The following is a 14,925-nucleotide window of genomic DNA, read 5'->3' as shown; positions in this document are numbered from 1 at the left end:
GTTTTTAAAAACCCCTGGCGGCCCCCCCCCCGCCCCCTTTGGGGGGGGGGGGGGGGGGGGGGGGCCCCCCGGGCGGGGGGGGTGTTCCCGGCGGGCGCCGGGCCCACCCCGACCATCCAGCGAACTTCGGCCGGCTCTGCTCCAAGGGCTCGGCCCTGGCCGAAACCATCGACCTCGACGGCAGGCTGCTCTACCCCGAAATCCACGGTCGCCGTGCGGGCTGGGACGAGGCGCTCGACCGCGTCGCTTCGACCTTTTCGCAAACCATCGCCGAGCACGGTCCTGACTCCGTCGCCTTCTATGTCTCCGGCCAGTTGCTGACCGAAGACTACTATGTCGCCAACAAGCTGATGAAGGGCTTCATCGGCTCGGCCAACATCGACACCAATTCGCGGCTATGCATGGCCTCCTCGGTTGCCGGCCACCGCCGCGCCTTCGGCTCCGACACCGTGCCCGGCACCTACGAGGATCTCGAGCTCGCCGACCTGATCGTGCTGGTCGGCTCCAATCTCGCCTGGTGCCATCCCGTGCTCTTCCAGCGCATCGCGGCGGCCCGGGAAAAACGACCGGAGATGAAGGTCGTGCTGGTCGACCCGCGCCGCACCATGACCGCTGATATCGCCAACATTCACCTGGCGATCGCGCCGGATGGCGACGTTGCTTTGTTCACTGGTCTGCTCGCCTGGCTCGGCCAGCACAACGCACTCGACCGCGCTTACATCACCGCCCACACGACCGGCTTCGGGCAAGCGCTCTTCGCTGCCTCGAAACTCGATCTTGCCGGCGTTGCCGCCGCCACCGGCTTGAGCGAAGAGGAGCTTGCCCGCTTCTATAGCCTGTTTGCCACCACCGCAAAGACAGTGACGGTCTACAGCCAAGGCGTGAACCAGTCGTCTTCGGGCACTGACAAGGTCAACGCCATCATCAACTGCCATCTCGCCACCGGCCGCATCGGCAAACCTGGGGCAGGACCGTTTTCAGTGACCGGCCAGCCCAACGCCATGGGCGGCCGCGAGGTCGGCGGCATGGCCAATATGCTGGCCGCCCATATGGAGATCGAAAACCCCGAGCACCGCGACCGCGTGCAGCGTTTCTGGAATGCGCCGGCCGTCGCCCCAAAGCCCGGTCTGAAGGCGGTCGAGATGTTTCAGGCGATCGCCGCCGGCCGCATCAAGGCATTGTGGATCATGGCCACCAACCCGGTCGACTCGATGCCGGATGCCGATGCCGTCGAGGCGGCGATCAAGGCTTGCCCGTTCGTCGTGGTTTCGGATGTGCTGGCGAGCACGGACACCATGCGCCACGCCCATGTGCGGCTGCCCGCCGCCGCATGGGGCGAGAAGGACGGCACCGTGACCAATTCAGAGCGCCGCATCTCGCGCCAGCGCAGCTTTCTTGCTGTGCCCGGTGAGGCGCGGCCGGATTGGTTGATCGTCGCCGAGGTGGGCAAGCGGATGGGGTTTGACGAGGCGTTTTCCTATTCGTCGCCAGCGGAAATCTTCGCCGGACACGCCGCGCTGTCCGGGTTCGAGAATGACGGCGCACGGGATTTTGATATTGGCGCTTATGCTGGTGTTGATAAGGAGGCCTATGCAGCGCTTGAGCCTTTCCAATGGCCGGCGCCGAGCACAGCCACCCCCCTCTGGCCTGCCGGCCATCTCCCCCGCAAGGGGGGAGATCAGCCGTCGCCTCGGCCTTCGCCAATGACCAACGATGTAGAAGATATGCCGGCGTCAAAGCTGCCAATCTCCCCCCTTGCGGGGGAGATGTCCGGCAGGACAGAGGGGGGTGTTCAAGCGGGACCTGACCCTTCCAACACCCGCTTCTTCGCCAACGGCAATTTCTACAATCCCGACCGCAAGGCCCGCTTCATCGCCATTCGTCCCATCGTCGAGACACGCACCAGCCCGGACTATCCGCTGATCCTCAACACCGGCCGCGTTCGCGACCATTGGCACACAATGACCCGCACCGGCAAAAGCCCACGTCTCTCCCAGCACATGGCCGAGCCCTTCGTCGAGATCCACCCGGCGGATGCCACGCACCACGGCATTGGCGACGCCGACATCGTGCGCGTCTCCAGCCCGCGCGGCGATGTGCTGGTGCGCGCGCTGGTGACGGCACGCCAGCGCCATGGGAGCGTTTTTGCGCCGATGCACTGGACCGATCAGTTTTCGGCAAAGGGCCGCCTCGACACGCTGACCGCGCCTCTAAACGATCCGGTTTCCGGCCAACCTGCGCTGAAACATGTCGGCGCCCGTATCGAGAAATTCGCCGCGAGAGCCTTCGGCTTCGCTGTGGTGCGCCGCAAGCCGGTGGCGGTCGCAGCAGATTACTGGGCCGTGGCCAAATGCAAGGGCGGCTGGCGGGTGGAGCTTGCCTTTGCCGACGATGACATCGACTGGGCTGGTTTTGCTGGTTCGCTTTTCGATGTTCCCGTAGCCGACATGCTCGCCTATCACGACCGCGATACCGGCCAGCATCGCATTGCTGCCTTTGACGACCAGCACCTCGCCGGGGCTTTGTTTATCGCGTCGGGACCGGTGGCGGTTTCGCGGGGTTGGGCGGCACAGCAACTCCAGGAGGTTCACACCAGCCAGCGCGAACGCTTCAGGATCGTCGCCGGTCGCGCCGGCGCCGATCGGCCCGATGCGGGCGCGACCGTCTGCTCCTGTTTCAGCGTCGGGGTCAACCAGATCGTGGCGGCAGTGGCGGCCGGGTGCACGACAGTCGAAGCCGTAGGCGGCGCCCTGAAGGCCGGCACAAATTGCGGCTCCTGCCGGTCCGAGATCCGGGCGGTCATTCAGGCCAATCGGGTTCAGGCTGCGGAGTAGATGCGGCTGGCTGGGGAGGGGATCTGACGATATCCTCTTGGGCCACCATGGTCATCGATTGCGGAAGGTGGTGGCTGTCTAATCCAGCCGGTCGCGCAGGATGCTCCAGGGGAGCAGCATATTCGGTGCATAGCGCACGAGGCTGTGCAGCGGGATCGGCGCTGGCGGCGCGAAGGGGAGCGGCAGATCGCGGGCGTCCGTTCCGCTCGCCCAGTTGGCCAGCACCTTGCCCATTGCCGTGGTCATGGCGATGCCGCGGCCGTTGCAGGCGAAGCCGGCGATCAGGCCCGGGCCGAGGTCGATGAGACGCGGCAGGAAATCCGGCACCACCGCCGCCACGCCTGTCCAGCTGTAGGCAAGCGGCGGCAGGTCAGGCAAATCGAGATGCCTGGCGAGCCGTCGCCAAATGGTTCGCGGCACGCGCGTCTCGGCGCCGGCGCCGACGACATGCATGCCGCCGCTGATCAGCCGGTTCTGGCCATCGCAGCGGCACGTGAACAGGTTGCGCCTGGTGTCGCCAACGCCCTGGCCGCCGGGCAGCAGGCGCGCGCGTATGGCGCGCGACAGCGGCGCAGTGGCGATCTGGAAGACTTTCAGCGGGATATAGGTCCGCGCCAGTGTCGGGTTCAGCTCTCCACCATAGGCGTTGGTGGCGACCAAGACCTTGCCCGCTCGCACAGTGCCGGACGCAGTCTTCAAGGCCCAGCCATCCGGAGTGCGGTCGATGGAAGTGACACGCGTCTGCTCGAAGATGCGTGCGCCAGCCTTTTCCGCGGCGTCGGCCAGGCCGCGCGCATACTCGACCGGATTGAGGACGCCGCCCGAGTTGTCCATCCAACCGCCGGAGTAGCCGCCGATACCGGTGAGCGTCGTGACCGCCTTGGCATCGAGCGTTACGGTCGGCCTGCCCCGCGCCGCCCATTGCTCGGCGCGCGATCGCGTCTTTTCCAGCGCGGCGGACGAATGCGCCGGCTGGATCCAACCGTTCTGCACAGCGTCGCATTCGATGCCATGCCGCTTGATCAGGCCGAAGACGAGGTCAGCGCTTCCCGCGGCGAAATCGATCAGCCTTCCGCCGCGCTCGGGTCCGAGTTCGGCGATGATGTCGTCTGGATCCCGCTTGGCGAAGTTCGGAACGACGAAGCCGGCATTCCGGCCGGTCGCACCCCAGGCGATGAATTCGGCTTCGAGGACCGCGACCGAAAGCCCTTTCTCCGCGGCATGCAATGCCGTCGATAGGCCGGAAAAGCCGCCGCCAACGATTGCGAGATCGACGTCGAGCCCGCCTTGCAGCGTGCCCCGGTCGCGGCGGTTGCGGCTGACGGCATGCCAGAGTGAAACGCCATGCACGTCTTGCCGGATCATGGCATTCATGGTCCGGCCTCGTTCTCGCTGGCCGCCGCCTTTGTCTGTTTGCCGGGCTTCGGCCGCCGCGGCCGATCGCCGAACAATCCGTTCGGCCGGATCAGCAGGATGACGCACAGCATGACGCCGATGGCGACGATCTGCAGCGAGGCCGCGCGTGCCTGCTGCTCGGGCGCAAACAGCACGCTGGTCAGCGTGCCCGACCCCGCCCATATCGCCCAGACCAGGATGCTGCCGGCAACGGCGCCGGCATTGCTGCCCGAGCCGCCGACGATCAGCATCACCCAGACCTGGAAGGTCAGGATCGGCAGATAGTTATCGGGCGCGATGAAGCCGGTGAAATGCGCCTGCAAAGCGCCGGCCAGCGCCATGATAGCGCCGCCGACGGCGAAGGCCTGGACGCGGTAGAAGCGCGCGCTCTTGCCCAGCGAAATCGCCGCTCGCTCGTCCTCGCGCAGCGCCTTGAGCACGCGGCCCCAGGGGCTGCGCGACAGGTGCTCCAGAGCGAGATAGGCGATCAGCGTCACAGCCGAAACGACGGCGAGGTTCGACAGGTTGAACAGCAGCGGCGTTTCGGCAAGGCCGCCGAACGGGCGCGGGATGAAACCGATGCCGAACGGGCCGCCGGTGAGTTTCTGCGCGTTGAGCGCGACCAGCTGCACGACGACGGCGACGCCGAAGGTGGTGATCGCCAGGTAGTCGGATCGCAGACGCAGCGTGGCCATGCCGGTAAGTGCTGCGGCGATACCGCCGACGACCATGGCGCCCGCCCAGCCGACCAGGATCGGCAGACCGAAGCCGCCGAAGCGCGCGGCATCGTCCGGGGTCGTCAGCAGCGCCGATGTATAGGCGCCGATGGCGACGAATCCGGCAAGGCCGACATTGAAAAGGCCAGTCAGCCCCCACTGCAGATTGAGCCCCAGTGTGACCAGCGAAAAGATCAGTGCGGTGGTCAGGAAGAAGGCGCCGTAGCCGAGCAGGTCCATCAGCGTTCCCTCACACCAAACAGGCCGATCGGCCGAACGAACAGCACCGCCATCAGGATGATGAAGGAGATTGCGGCGCGCCATTCGGCGCCGATCAGCTGCACCGCACCGGCTTCGGCAAGACCGATGATCAAGCCGCCGAGCACAGCGCCCGGAATGCTGCCGATGCCGCCGAGGATGGCTGCTGCAAACATCGGCAGCAGCATGTCGAAGCCCATGAACGGGCGGATCTGCACCAGAATGCCGATCATCACGCCGGCCACGCAGGCCAGCGCCCCGCCGATGATCCAGGTGACACGCACAACGGAGGCAACGTCGATACCGACGATGCGGGCCAGCGCTGCATTCTGGCTCAGCGCCTGCATGGAGCGGCCGGTCTGCGTGCGTGTCATCAACAGATGCACGCCGAGCACCAGCACGGCGGTCAGCAGCAGAAGCGCGATCTGATCGGGCGTGATGCGGATGCCGAAGCCGACCGGCATGGCGATCTGGATCGCGCGGCTGAAATAGGTCGGCCGTGAGCTGAAGGTGAATTCGAGCAGGCTGCGCAGCGCCATCGAGGCGCCGAAGCTCGCCATCACCACGATGATGGCTTGCCCCTGCGAGCGAAGCCGCGAAAACAGCACCTTGTCGAGCAACAGCGCCAGCAGGGCAGTGAAAATCATGCCGACAACCAGCGCAACCAGCAGCGACCAGCCGAAGGACAGCGGTCCAATGGGCTCCACCTTGCCGAACATCGCGCCGATGGTGCTGACGACGGCGAGCGTCGCATAGGTGCCCCAGGCCATGAAGTCGCCATGGGCGAAGTTCGAGAAGCGCAGGATCGAATAGGTGAGCGTCACGCCAATGGCGCCGAGGCCGATCATCGAACCGGTCAGCAACCCATCGACGACAAATTGCAGGCTCATGCCGCGCCTCCCTTGCCGGCGTGAGGGCGTTGGCCGAGATAGAGTTCGGCGACGACAGGATCGTTCCACAATTCGGACGCCACACCCTCGTGCCGGTCCTTGCCTTCGACCAGCACATAGGCGCGGTCGCCGATGGCCAGCGCTGCCTTGGCGTTCTGTTCGACCAGCAGGATGGTGACGCCGGACCTGCGGATGCCGGCCAGCATCTCGAACACCATCGATACGAATTTCGGCGAGAGGCCGGCCGATGGCTCGTCGAGCAGCAGCACCTTGGGATGGACGATCAGCGCACGTGCGACGGCGAGCATCTGCCGCTGTCCGCCCGACAGATTGCCGGCGGCGGTGCGGCGCTGGCGGACGAGGTCGGGGAAGGCCGCATACATTTCCTCGATGCGGGCAGGGATTTCGCGTCGCTCGAGGATGCCGCAGGCGACCTTCAGATTGTCCTCGACCGACATCAGCGGGAAGATGTTCTCCGTCTGCGGTACGAAGGCCAGGCCGAGCCGAACCATGGTGTGCGCGGGAGCGGCGGTGATGTCCTTGCCGTCCAGAAATACGGTGCCGCCGGTGATCGGGACAAGGCCGGCGATCGCCTTGATGAAGCTCGACTTGCCGGCGCCGTTGGGACCGAGCACGACGACGATCTCGCCCTTGCCGACGGTGATCGAGGCGCCGCGCACGATCGGCACGCCAAGCTCATAGCCGGCTTCGAGGTTGCGCACGTCGAGGACGGTCTCGTTCATGTGGCGCCCCCGAGATAAGCCTCGATGACGCGCGGGTCGCGGGCGACTTCCTCTGCCGTGCCTTCGCTGAGCAACTGGCCGCTCGCCATGACCAGCACGCGGTGGCAGAGCCGCGTCACCATGTCGATATTGTGCTCGATCAGCAGAAAGGTGATGCCGTGCGCGTTGATGTCGCGGATGCGGTCGATGATGATCTCGAGCAGCGTCGCGTTGACGCCGGCGGCCGGTTCGTCGAGCAGGATGATCGCCGGATCGGCCATCATGACGCGGGCGAGTTCGAGCAGCTTGCGTTGACCGCCGGAAAGCACGCGCGCCGGTTCGTGCGCCAGCCGAGCGAGCGAGACGAGCTCGAGCAGCTCGAGTGCCTTTGCCCTGGCTGCTCTTTCCTGTGCCGCCACTCGCCACGGCGTGACGAAGTTGGCGAGCAATTTTTCGCCGGCTTGGCCCTGCGCCGCCAGCATGATGTTTTCGATCAGCGTCAGATTGGGCAGGGGGCGCGGGATCTGGAAGGTGCGGCCAAGACCACGGCCGATACGCAGATGAGCGGCTTCGCCGGAGACGCGCGTGCCACTGAGCAGGATATCGCCGCTGGTCGGCAATATGCTGCCGGCGAGCAGGTCGAACATGGTCGTCTTGCCGGCGCCATTGGGTCCGATCAGGCCGAGGATTTCGCCCGCTTTGACATCAAACGAGACATTGTCGACGGCGACAAGGCCGCCAAAACGCCTGATGACGTTTCGTGCCGTCAGAACCGGCGGACGGGTCTCCTGCCCTTGGCGCTGCGCTGCATCGCTCATCAAACCCTCTGGCCGAAGACGATCGTTGTCGCCTCCTGATTTTTGATTTGTGATCACACTTGCTTTGATCACGCTATTCGGCTTTAATTTCATTCGCAAGCCGAAAACGGGGCAAATGCCGGTAATGCAGAAGGCTGCCATCGAAAAGAACAACGAGACGATCGCAGCCCAGCTTACGCCGGTCGGCCGCGAGACCGTGCAGGATCGCGTCTATTCCGAGCTGCGCCGTGCCCTGATCGGTGGCCTTTTCGAGCCGAACCAGGTGCTGACCATCCGCGGTCTTGCCGATGCGCTGGTCACCTCGACCATGCCGGTACGCGAAGCGCTTGGGCGGCTGATCACGGAAAAGGCGCTGGAGGCGCTGCCCAACCGCTCGGTGCGCGTGCCGCCGATCACGCTGGAGCGCATCGACGACCTCCTGCGTGCCCGCTCCCTCATCGAAGGCGAAGCGATCGCGCTTGCGGCCAGGCGCATGAGCCCGCGCCAGATCGCGTCGATCGAAGCCATGCTGGGCGAGTGGGACGAGATCCGGGCCCTGAAGCACAAGAAGGATATCGATCGCGAAGCGACGCTCAACCAGAGCTTCCATTTTGAGATCTACCGCTGCTGCGGCTCGGCTGTGCTGATCCCGATGATCGAAAGCCTCTGGCTTCAATCGGGTCCCTGCATCCGCGTCGCCATCTATGCCTTCTCCGAGGCAGGCGAGGTTGATACCGCCCACTATCATCGTCGAATTGTCGCGGCACTTGCCAAACAGGATGCGCAAGCGGCGCGCGAGGCGCTGGTAGCCGACATCAGCCGCCCCTTCGCCTTCCTGCGCGACAAACTTCAATCGGCGAAGGACTGACATGCCCAAGCCCGCCATCGGCATCACAGAACCACGCTCGAAGCTTTCCGTGACGGCGCTGCTATTGCCCGAAAAGGCGCCGGAGAATGCCGCCTTCCTGCTGGCGTATCTGGCGCAGCCACGCATCATCCCAGGCATCCATGCGATGTGGACAGGACCGGAAATCTCGTGCCCGGTTCCGTCAGCCGATCTCCACGGCCAGGCCTATGCCCAGTCTTTGCCACCGGAGAATGCAACGCTGACGCCGCAGCCCGGCGATATCGTGCTGTCCTATGTGCCGCCACGCGTGTGGGGCGGCAATCCCAATGCCATCTTCGATATCGGCCTGTACTACGGGCAGGGGGCGCGGCTGCTGTTCCCGATCGGCTGGCTGGCCGGCAGCGTGGTCGCGCAAGTGCTTGCCGGAGAGCGCGATCAGTTTGCCGCCGCCTGCGGCGTCATCCGCCGCAACGGCGCCTGTGACATCACCTTCAGCCTGGTGGAGGCCTGAATGGCCGACGACAGTTTCGAACTCTTCGATCTGCGCGTCGAAGCGGTCATCCCCGAGGGCAAGCCGGTCTATTGCGGCGCCAGGGCCGGCGACTATTTCGAACTCAAGGGCGAAATGCTGTCGCTGCCGGCGGGGCAGGGTTTTTCGATTTACTCGATCTCCGCCGTGTTGCCGCTCCTGGCGGCAAAGCAGCGCCCGACGCATGCAAATGACTGGATGACCTCGGATGCCGAGATCGCCTGTCCCGATCCCAATTGCGCCAGCCGGCTGCGGATCGTCAGGCTGGCCAAGCGGCGGTTCAGCCATGCCCAAACCACGGCTGTGCCGCTGCCGAAGGAGACCGACAAAAGATGAGCGCCAGGACCGTCGAACTCAGCCCCGGCTATACGATCTCGCGCGTCATCCGCGGCGGCTGGCAGCTGGCCGGCGGCCATGGCGCTATCGACCGCAGGCAGGCCGTGACCGACCTCATCGCCACCTTCGATGCCGGCATCTGGACCTATGATTGCGCCGACATCTACACCGGCGTCGAGGAACTGATCGGCGCCGCGCGCCTGCGGCTGGCCGGCGAGCGCGGTCTCGATGTTGCGGCCAGGATGAAGGTGCACACCAAGCTGGTGCCGGACCTCGAACGACTGGCAAGCATCAGCCGCGACTACATCAGGGGCATCGTCAATCAGTCGCTTCGCAGGCTGAAGACGGAGCGGATCGATCTTGTGCAGTTTCACTGGTGGGATTATGACCAGCCTCGTTACGTCGAGGCGATGGGTTGGCTCGACGAGCTTCGGCTGGAAGGCAAGGTGCGCAATCTCGGCACCACCAATTTCGATACGCCGAGGCTAGCCGAAATCCTCTCCGCGGGCATCCCGCTGGTCAGCCAGCAACTGCAATATTCAGTGCTCGACCAGCGGCCGGCAAACAGCCTTGCGGGCCTTGCCGCTAAGAACGGTGTCCGCTTCCTCTGCTACGGCTCGGTGGCGGGCGGCTTCCTCAGCGACAAATGGCTTGGCGTGGCCGAGCCCTCCACGCCGCTCGAAAACCGCTCGCTGGTCAAATACAAGCTGATCATCGACGACTTCGGCGGCTGGGAGCTGTTCCAGTCCCTGCTCAAGGCGCTGAAAGCGGTCGGCGATCGCCACGGCGTCGACATCGCCACCATCGCCTCGGCATGGGTGCTCGAGCAGCCGCAGGTCGCGGCCGTCATTGTGGGTGCGCGCAACCAGGCACATGCGCTGGCCAATACGAAAATCATGGACGTCGCGCTCGACGCCGACGATCGCGCGCGGATTGCTGCCGCCATCGCACAAGGCACCGGCCTCGCGGGCGATGTCTACGCGCTGGAGCGCGACCGTCATGGCCGCCACGGCTCGATCATGCATTACAACCTCAATGCGGGGAAGAAATGAGCGGAGAGCCTTCCCTTTTTTCGCGTGCCAGCGCTGAAATCATCGACCTGCATCGCTTCTTCGTCGACTGGTTTGTCGCCGCGCGAGCCGACGCTGTGGAGTTCGGCCGCTTCGAGGCTGTCATGGGCGAAGGCCTCACCATGGTGGCGCCGAATGGCCAGATCCTCGATCGCGACGCGGTCGTAGATCATGTCCGGACAAGCCGCGCCACTTGCGACGACGGTTTTGCCATATCGATCGAGGACATCAGGCCGGGTTGGCAGGACGCGGACACGATCGTCATCTTCTACATCGAGGCGCAACTGCGCGCCGGCAAACACAGTCGCCGGCAGTCCAGTGCGGTCTTCACCACCAGTTCATCGGCACCAAACGGCGTCGAATGGCGGCATCTGCATGAGACCTGGCTGCAGGCGCCGGAAGGCTGAACAGGCAAAAGTTCAAACAAGAAAAGGGGAACGGCAATGAAGAAGACGATACTTCAAATCACCACAGCACTGGCTCTCGTGACGATGGCCGGCGCCGCACACGCAGCGGACTGCAAGATCACCGTCGGCCTGGTCATGGAGCTCACCGGTCCGGCCGGCGAATACGGCCAGGCCGGCGCGAAGTCCGTCGAAATGGCCTTCCGCGACATCAATGAAGCCGGTGGCGTACGCGGCTGCGATCTCGCAACCGACACGCGCGACAGCCAGAGCCAGGGCAATATCGCGGTCGATGCCGCGACCCAGCTGGTACAGGTCAAGAAGGTGCCGGTGATCATCGGCGGCATCATCTCCTCGGTGTCGATCCCGATTTTGACCTCGGTCACCGGGCCGGCCAAGATCGTGCAGGTGTCGCCGGCTTCGTCCTCGCCGACGCTGACCGCCCTTGGCCGCGACGGCAAGACCAACGGCATCTTCTTCCGCACCATCACGTCGGATGCGCTGCAAGGCGTGGCCGCCGCCAAATACGCCATCGACAAGGGCTTCAAGAAACTGTCGATCATCCATGTCAACAACGACTTCGGCGTCAACATGGTGGCCGAATTCTCGCGTGCCTACAAAGCGCTCGGCGGCACCATCGTCTCCGACACGCCCTATAATGAAAAGCAGTCGAGCTATGCTTCGGAAGTGACGGCGGCGATGGGAGGCGAGCCGGACGGACTCTACCTCGTCAGCACGCCGGTCGACGGCGCAACGGTCGCCCGCACCTGGATATCGCAGGGCGGCGTGCAGAAATTCCTGCTCAATGACGGCATGAACAGCCCGGACTTCATCGAATCCGTCGGCGCCGATTATCTGAAGGATGCCTATGGTACCTCTTCCGGCACCAGCCCGACGGCATCCACCGACTATTTCCTGAAAAACTACGAGGAGTTTTCGGGCATCGAACCGTCGAACCCGGCAGCCGACCGTTCCTATGATGCCGGCGCCATTGTCGGTCTCGCCATTGCCATTGCCGGCTCCGAGGATCCAGCCAAGATCAAGGATGCCATGTACAAGGCGGTCGATCCTGCCGGCACACCGATCTATGCCGGCAAGGACGAGTTCGCCAAGGCGCTCGGCCTGATCAAGGACGGCAAGCCGATCCGCTATGAAGGCGTCATCGGTCCGGTCAGCTTCGACAAATATGGCGACATCACCGGTCCGTTCCGGCTGTGGAAGATCGTCGACGGCAAGGTGACGACCGACGGTGAAATGACAACCGACGACGTCAACGCGCTGCAGGCGAAATTGCAGTAGGCGCCGGTACATTGTCCGGCGCGATCTCCGTTCGATCTCTGGGAGATCGACGCCGGACAAGCAGTCCAACATCGGCGCTAGTTACGCGGTCAAGCGCGAAATCAGCCGGGTCAATATAACGACAGGCGGCTGGCCGGGCATGAAGACCTGCGGATTGGAGAGGGCGCCGACGATATGACCCACATAGTCTGATTTGTCGTAGCCGATTGACGATATCGGGTAGGCGTCGAAATTGGTCAGGGACACATTGTCGAAGCCATAGAGGCGGAAGCGGCTGGGCCGGTTGTCGGGGAAATCCGCCCGGCAGACATCCAGAACACCCATGGCCATCGCGTCGGACGTACAAAAGACCGCATCGGGACAGCCGCGTCCCGTCAGGCCGGCGGCTGCCGCATAGCCCGACTCGTAGGAATAGTCTCCCTGGACCGTCTGCAGCAGTTCAATTCCATGATGCCGGAACGCTTCGAGGTAGTGGCCGATGCGCAGCTGTTCGACCCGCGAGGACGAACGGCCGGTCAGCAGGCTGGCCGTGCGCGCGCGCTTGGCCGCCGCATCCGCCACGGCCTCGGCGATGCCGACGCCTTCATCGGGAATGATTGTGGGTGACAGATCGTCATGCAGTCCGTTCAGCATGATGACCAGGTCCGAGCGAAACATGCGCCGCACCGTCGCTGCATCGGCAAAGTCGGAGAACACCACGGCGGCATCGACATGATAGGCAACGCCGTTGCGCAGAAAATCCTCGACCCCTTCCGCCGAGCCGATGCGGATGAGGATGACCTGCTTGCCAATCGACTGGATTGCGTCGAGCAGCCGGTCGAACAGGTCGAGATCTGAAAGGTCGTGAATGTGGTTGACCACGACGGCAACCAGATTGACGGTCTTGGTGGTCAGGCTTTGCGCCAGGAGATTGGGTTTGTAGCCGAGCTGCGCGGCGGCCTGCACGACACGTTCGCGTTTGTCCGCCGAGACCGGTCGCGGTCCGCTCGACAGCGCACGGCTCGCCGCGGCACGCGACACGCCTGCCAGCCGCGCGACATCGGCGATCGTTGCGACGGCGCCTCGAGTGTGCGCCGATCGGTTGCCGGTAGTGGGTGTCACCACAGCGGGTTGAGCGCCGGCGGGTTGGAGCCCGGCCCCCACCACTTCTTGTAGGTCGCCTCGTAGGTGCCCGACTGGATGAAGTCGGACACGAACATGTCGAGCCAGCGGACGAATTCGGGATCGCCCTTGGCGACCGCGATGCCGATCGGATCGTTGGAATAGAGGCCAGGCAGCGTCACCAGGCTCGGTGTCTTGGTTGCGAGGTAGTCGAGCAGTGAGGAATCCTCGATCGCCGCATCGACGCGCTTCTGTTGCAGCTGCAGAACCCCGTCGGGCGCGAACTGGTCGACATAAACGAGCTCTGCGTCCGGCACGGCTGCCTTGAGGAAGGTTTCGCCCGTGGTGCCGCGGCCGACGACAACCTTCTTGCCGGCGAGCCCCTTGAGGTCGGTTATCCCGGCATCCTTCTGGACGATGACGCGCAGCCCGGCCCGGTTGTAGGGGATGGTGAAGTTGACGGTCTTGGCCCGCTCGAGCGTTGCCGAGGTGTTTGCGACCGCGACATCGATCTGTCCCGACACCAGCATGGAAATACGCGCATCGCCCGAGACGCCGACGAACTCGACCGGCACGCCGAGCTTTTGCGCCAGCAGCGTCGCGACATCGACATCGTAGCCGACAGGGTTGTTTTGTGCATCCCGAAAGCCGATCGGCTCGCCGCCGAGCGATACGCCGATGCGAATGGTGCCGCGTGAGCGGATGTCGTCAATCATGCCGGCAAGGGCTGGAAATGCCGAACCGGCCACGATGGCCAGCGCGGCGAAGGCACGCACTACGGTTTTCATGGTTCCTCTCCTTATTTTCTAGTGACGCGTTTTGCTGCCCGCAATTCGGGTGCGGGCATGGAATCCTTCCAGAGCCAGTAGCGGACCTCGCCCTCGCATCTGAAATTCACCACCTCGTGGTTCTGCTCGGCGTCGACGGCGTGGATGACCACTCCGGCCAGGAAGCCGGTGTCGAGTTCAGCCAGTTCCTCGACCGCCAGCGCGACCGCATCCGACAGGGATCGGCCAAGCTTCATGGCCAGCACGACGGTCCGTGCGGTGGCGCAGCGCATCGTCATCTCGCCGGTATGGGTGCACGCCGCCGCGCCATAGCGGCTGTCGGCGTAAAAGCCTGCGCCGGGAATGGGAGAATCGCCGAGCCGGCCCGGATATTTCCACGCCCAGCCCGAGGTCGAACTCGCGGCATGGACGCCGCGCCGCGCATCCGCCGACAGGAAGACGGTGGTGTCGCGGACCCGCTCGGGATCGGTGATAGTACGGCTGAGCGGCGCCAGATCGATATCGGGGAATTTCGCCAGCTGTTGCGGTGTGAGTTCCTGTTGCAGCCGCTCCCACCAGACGCGCTTGCTGTCCTCGAACAAGACTTCGTCTTCGGCAAAACCGATTTCGCTGGCAAAGCGCCGCGCCCCTTCGCCGGTCAGCATCACATGCGGCAGGCGCTTCATCACCTGCTGGGCCAGGGCAGCGACCGCCAAGGTCCTTGGCACAGCGCCGACTGAACCGACCTCTCTTGTATTGCCATCCATGACGCCGGCGTCGAACTCCATCTCGCCCAGCATGTTCGGCCAGCCGCCATAGCCGACGCTGCGAACCTTGACCTCTTTCTCCACCATGCCGATGCCGGCAACCATCGCGTCCAGGCTGACGGCGCCATCGCGCAGCATTTGCACCGAGGTCTCGAATCCCGGCCATGCTTCGTTGTTGGCTAACAGCAGCATT

At 64.5% G+C, this 14,925-nt stretch carries 15 protein-coding genes; 7 read left to right on the top strand and 8 right to left on the bottom strand.

The annotated features are described in order from the left end of the window. Positions 1 to 38 precede the first annotated feature (38 nt). Complete coding sequence (locus NKI35_RS03990; RefSeq protein WP_502897122.1) at positions 39 to 2,834, top strand: nitrate reductase; 2,796 nt, start codon at positions 39 to 41, stop codon at positions 2,832 to 2,834. Positions 2,835 to 2,912: 78 nt separating this feature from the next. On the opposite strand, the gene NKI35_RS03985 is transcribed toward NKI35_RS03990, so the two are convergent. Genes NKI35_RS03985 through NKI35_RS03965 form a run of 5 tightly spaced genes read right to left on the bottom strand, consistent with a single transcriptional unit; the run spans position 2,913 to position 7,633 of the window. Next, positions 2,913 to 4,208, bottom strand: coding sequence for an NAD(P)/FAD-dependent oxidoreductase (locus NKI35_RS03985; protein ID WP_352738670.1), 1,296 nt, complete (start codon positions 4,206 to 4,208; stop codon positions 2,913 to 2,915). Further along, a complete protein-coding gene (locus tag NKI35_RS03980; protein ID WP_352738683.1) occupies positions 4,205 to 5,188 on the bottom strand; it encodes a branched-chain amino acid ABC transporter permease in 984 nt (327 codons plus the stop codon). The genes NKI35_RS03985 and NKI35_RS03980 overlap by 4 nt, the downstream gene beginning before the upstream one ends. Further along, a complete protein-coding gene (locus tag NKI35_RS03975; RefSeq protein WP_023667853.1) occupies positions 5,185 to 6,093 on the bottom strand; it encodes a branched-chain amino acid ABC transporter permease in 909 nt (302 codons plus the stop codon). Before NKI35_RS03975 ends, NKI35_RS03980 begins: the two co-directional genes overlap by 4 nt. Then, complete coding sequence (locus NKI35_RS03970; RefSeq protein ID WP_023667854.1) at positions 6,090 to 6,836, bottom strand: branched-chain amino acid ABC transporter ATP-binding protein; 747 nt, start codon at positions 6,834 to 6,836, stop codon at positions 6,090 to 6,092. Before NKI35_RS03970 ends, NKI35_RS03975 begins: the two co-directional genes overlap by 4 nt. Continuing rightward, positions 6,833 to 7,633 carry an ABC transporter ATP-binding protein gene (locus NKI35_RS03965; protein ID WP_352738666.1) on the bottom strand — a complete coding sequence of 267 codons (801 nt, stop codon included), beginning with the start codon at positions 7,631 to 7,633 and terminating at the stop codon, positions 6,833 to 6,835. Before NKI35_RS03965 ends, NKI35_RS03970 begins: the two co-directional genes overlap by 4 nt. Before the next feature lie 124 nt (positions 7,634 to 7,757). On the opposite strand from NKI35_RS03965, the gene NKI35_RS03960 reads away from it, so the two are divergent. Genes NKI35_RS03960 through NKI35_RS03935 form a run of 6 tightly spaced genes read left to right on the top strand, consistent with a single transcriptional unit; the run spans position 7,758 to position 12,097 of the window. After that, positions 7,758 to 8,480: a GntR family transcriptional regulator gene (locus NKI35_RS03960; RefSeq protein WP_023714897.1), complete on the top strand. Its 723-nt coding sequence runs from the start codon at positions 7,758 to 7,760 to the stop codon at positions 8,478 to 8,480. A gap of 1 nt (position 8,481) precedes the next feature. After that, positions 8,482 to 8,970, top strand: a complete 489-nt coding sequence (locus tag NKI35_RS03955) for a DUF3830 family protein (RefSeq protein WP_023667857.1) — start codon at positions 8,482 to 8,484, stop codon at positions 8,968 to 8,970. Beyond that, a complete protein-coding gene (locus tag NKI35_RS03950) occupies positions 8,971 to 9,324 on the top strand; it encodes a TIGR04076 family protein (protein ID WP_023682686.1) in 354 nt (117 codons plus the stop codon). After that, positions 9,321 to 10,376 carry an aldo/keto reductase gene (locus NKI35_RS03945; protein ID WP_352625487.1) on the top strand — a complete coding sequence of 352 codons (1,056 nt, stop codon included), beginning with the start codon at positions 9,321 to 9,323 and terminating at the stop codon, positions 10,374 to 10,376. Before NKI35_RS03950 ends, NKI35_RS03945 begins: the two co-directional genes overlap by 4 nt. Then, on the top strand, positions 10,373 to 10,801 hold the full coding sequence (locus NKI35_RS03940; protein ID WP_023667860.1) for a hypothetical protein: 429 nt from the start codon (positions 10,373 to 10,375) through the stop codon (positions 10,799 to 10,801). The genes NKI35_RS03945 and NKI35_RS03940 overlap by 4 nt, the downstream gene beginning before the upstream one ends. Positions 10,802 to 10,837: 36 nt before the next feature. Then, positions 10,838 to 12,097: an ABC transporter substrate-binding protein gene (locus NKI35_RS03935; protein WP_352738664.1), complete on the top strand. Its 1,260-nt coding sequence runs from the start codon at positions 10,838 to 10,840 to the stop codon at positions 12,095 to 12,097. Between the two features lie 81 nt (positions 12,098 to 12,178). Here the strand turns inward: NKI35_RS03935 and NKI35_RS03930 are convergent, their stop codons facing one another. The 3 genes from NKI35_RS03930 to NKI35_RS03920 are packed head-to-tail and all read right to left on the bottom strand — an operon-like array spanning position 12,179 to position 14,924. After that, positions 12,179 to 13,201: a LacI family DNA-binding transcriptional regulator gene (locus NKI35_RS03930; protein WP_352659128.1), complete on the bottom strand. Its 1,023-nt coding sequence runs from the start codon at positions 13,199 to 13,201 to the stop codon at positions 12,179 to 12,181. After that, positions 13,195 to 13,986 carry a transporter substrate-binding domain-containing protein gene (locus tag NKI35_RS03925; RefSeq protein ID WP_352738661.1) on the bottom strand — a complete coding sequence of 264 codons (792 nt, stop codon included), beginning with the start codon at positions 13,984 to 13,986 and terminating at the stop codon, positions 13,195 to 13,197. The genes NKI35_RS03930 and NKI35_RS03925 overlap by 7 nt, the downstream gene beginning before the upstream one ends. A gap of 11 nt (positions 13,987 to 13,997) precedes the next feature. Next, positions 13,998 to 14,924: an isoaspartyl peptidase/L-asparaginase gene (locus tag NKI35_RS03920; protein WP_023667864.1), complete on the bottom strand. Its 927-nt coding sequence runs from the start codon at positions 14,922 to 14,924 to the stop codon at positions 13,998 to 14,000. Position 14,925: the final 1 nt, after the last annotated feature.

Source organism: Mesorhizobium sp. M0676 (assembly GCF_040320535.1).
In the GTDB taxonomy this organism is placed as follows: domain Bacteria; phylum Pseudomonadota; class Alphaproteobacteria; order Rhizobiales; family Rhizobiaceae; genus Mesorhizobium.
The sequence above is the reverse complement of the archived record's forward strand: the minus strand, read 5'-3'. Positions and strand labels throughout refer to the sequence as shown.

Coding starts and splice junctions, on each gene's coding strand:
- NKI35_RS03945 (WP_352625487.1), top strand. CDS start 9,321: ATGAGCGCCAGGACCGTCGAACTCAGCCCCGGCTATACGATCTCGCGC.
- NKI35_RS03960 (WP_023714897.1), top strand. CDS start 7,758: ATGCAGAAGGCTGCCATCGAAAAGAACAACGAGACGATCGCAGCCCAG.
- NKI35_RS03950 (WP_023682686.1), top strand. CDS start 8,971: ATGGCCGACGACAGTTTCGAACTCTTCGATCTGCGCGTCGAAGCGGTC.
- NKI35_RS03935 (WP_352738664.1), top strand. CDS start 10,838: ATGAAGAAGACGATACTTCAAATCACCACAGCACTGGCTCTCGTGACG.
- NKI35_RS03955 (WP_023667857.1), top strand. CDS start 8,482: ATGCCCAAGCCCGCCATCGGCATCACAGAACCACGCTCGAAGCTTTCC.
- NKI35_RS03925 (WP_352738661.1), bottom strand. CDS start 13,986: ATGAAAACCGTAGTGCGTGCCTTCGCCGCGCTGGCCATCGTGGCCGGT.
- NKI35_RS03965 (WP_352738666.1), bottom strand. CDS start 7,633: ATGAGCGATGCAGCGCAGCGCCAAGGGCAGGAGACCCGTCCGCCGGTT.
- NKI35_RS03940 (WP_023667860.1), top strand. CDS start 10,373: ATGAGCGGAGAGCCTTCCCTTTTTTCGCGTGCCAGCGCTGAAATCATC.
- NKI35_RS03975 (WP_023667853.1), bottom strand. CDS start 6,093: ATGAGCCTGCAATTTGTCGTCGATGGGTTGCTGACCGGTTCGATGATC.
- NKI35_RS03920 (WP_023667864.1), bottom strand. CDS start 14,924: ATGCTGCTGTTAGCCAACAACGAAGCATGGCCGGGATTCGAGACCTCG.
- NKI35_RS03985 (WP_352738670.1), bottom strand. CDS start 4,208: ATGAATGCCATGATCCGGCAAGACGTGCATGGCGTTTCACTCTGGCAT.
- NKI35_RS03970 (WP_023667854.1), bottom strand. CDS start 6,836: ATGAACGAGACCGTCCTCGACGTGCGCAACCTCGAAGCCGGCTATGAG.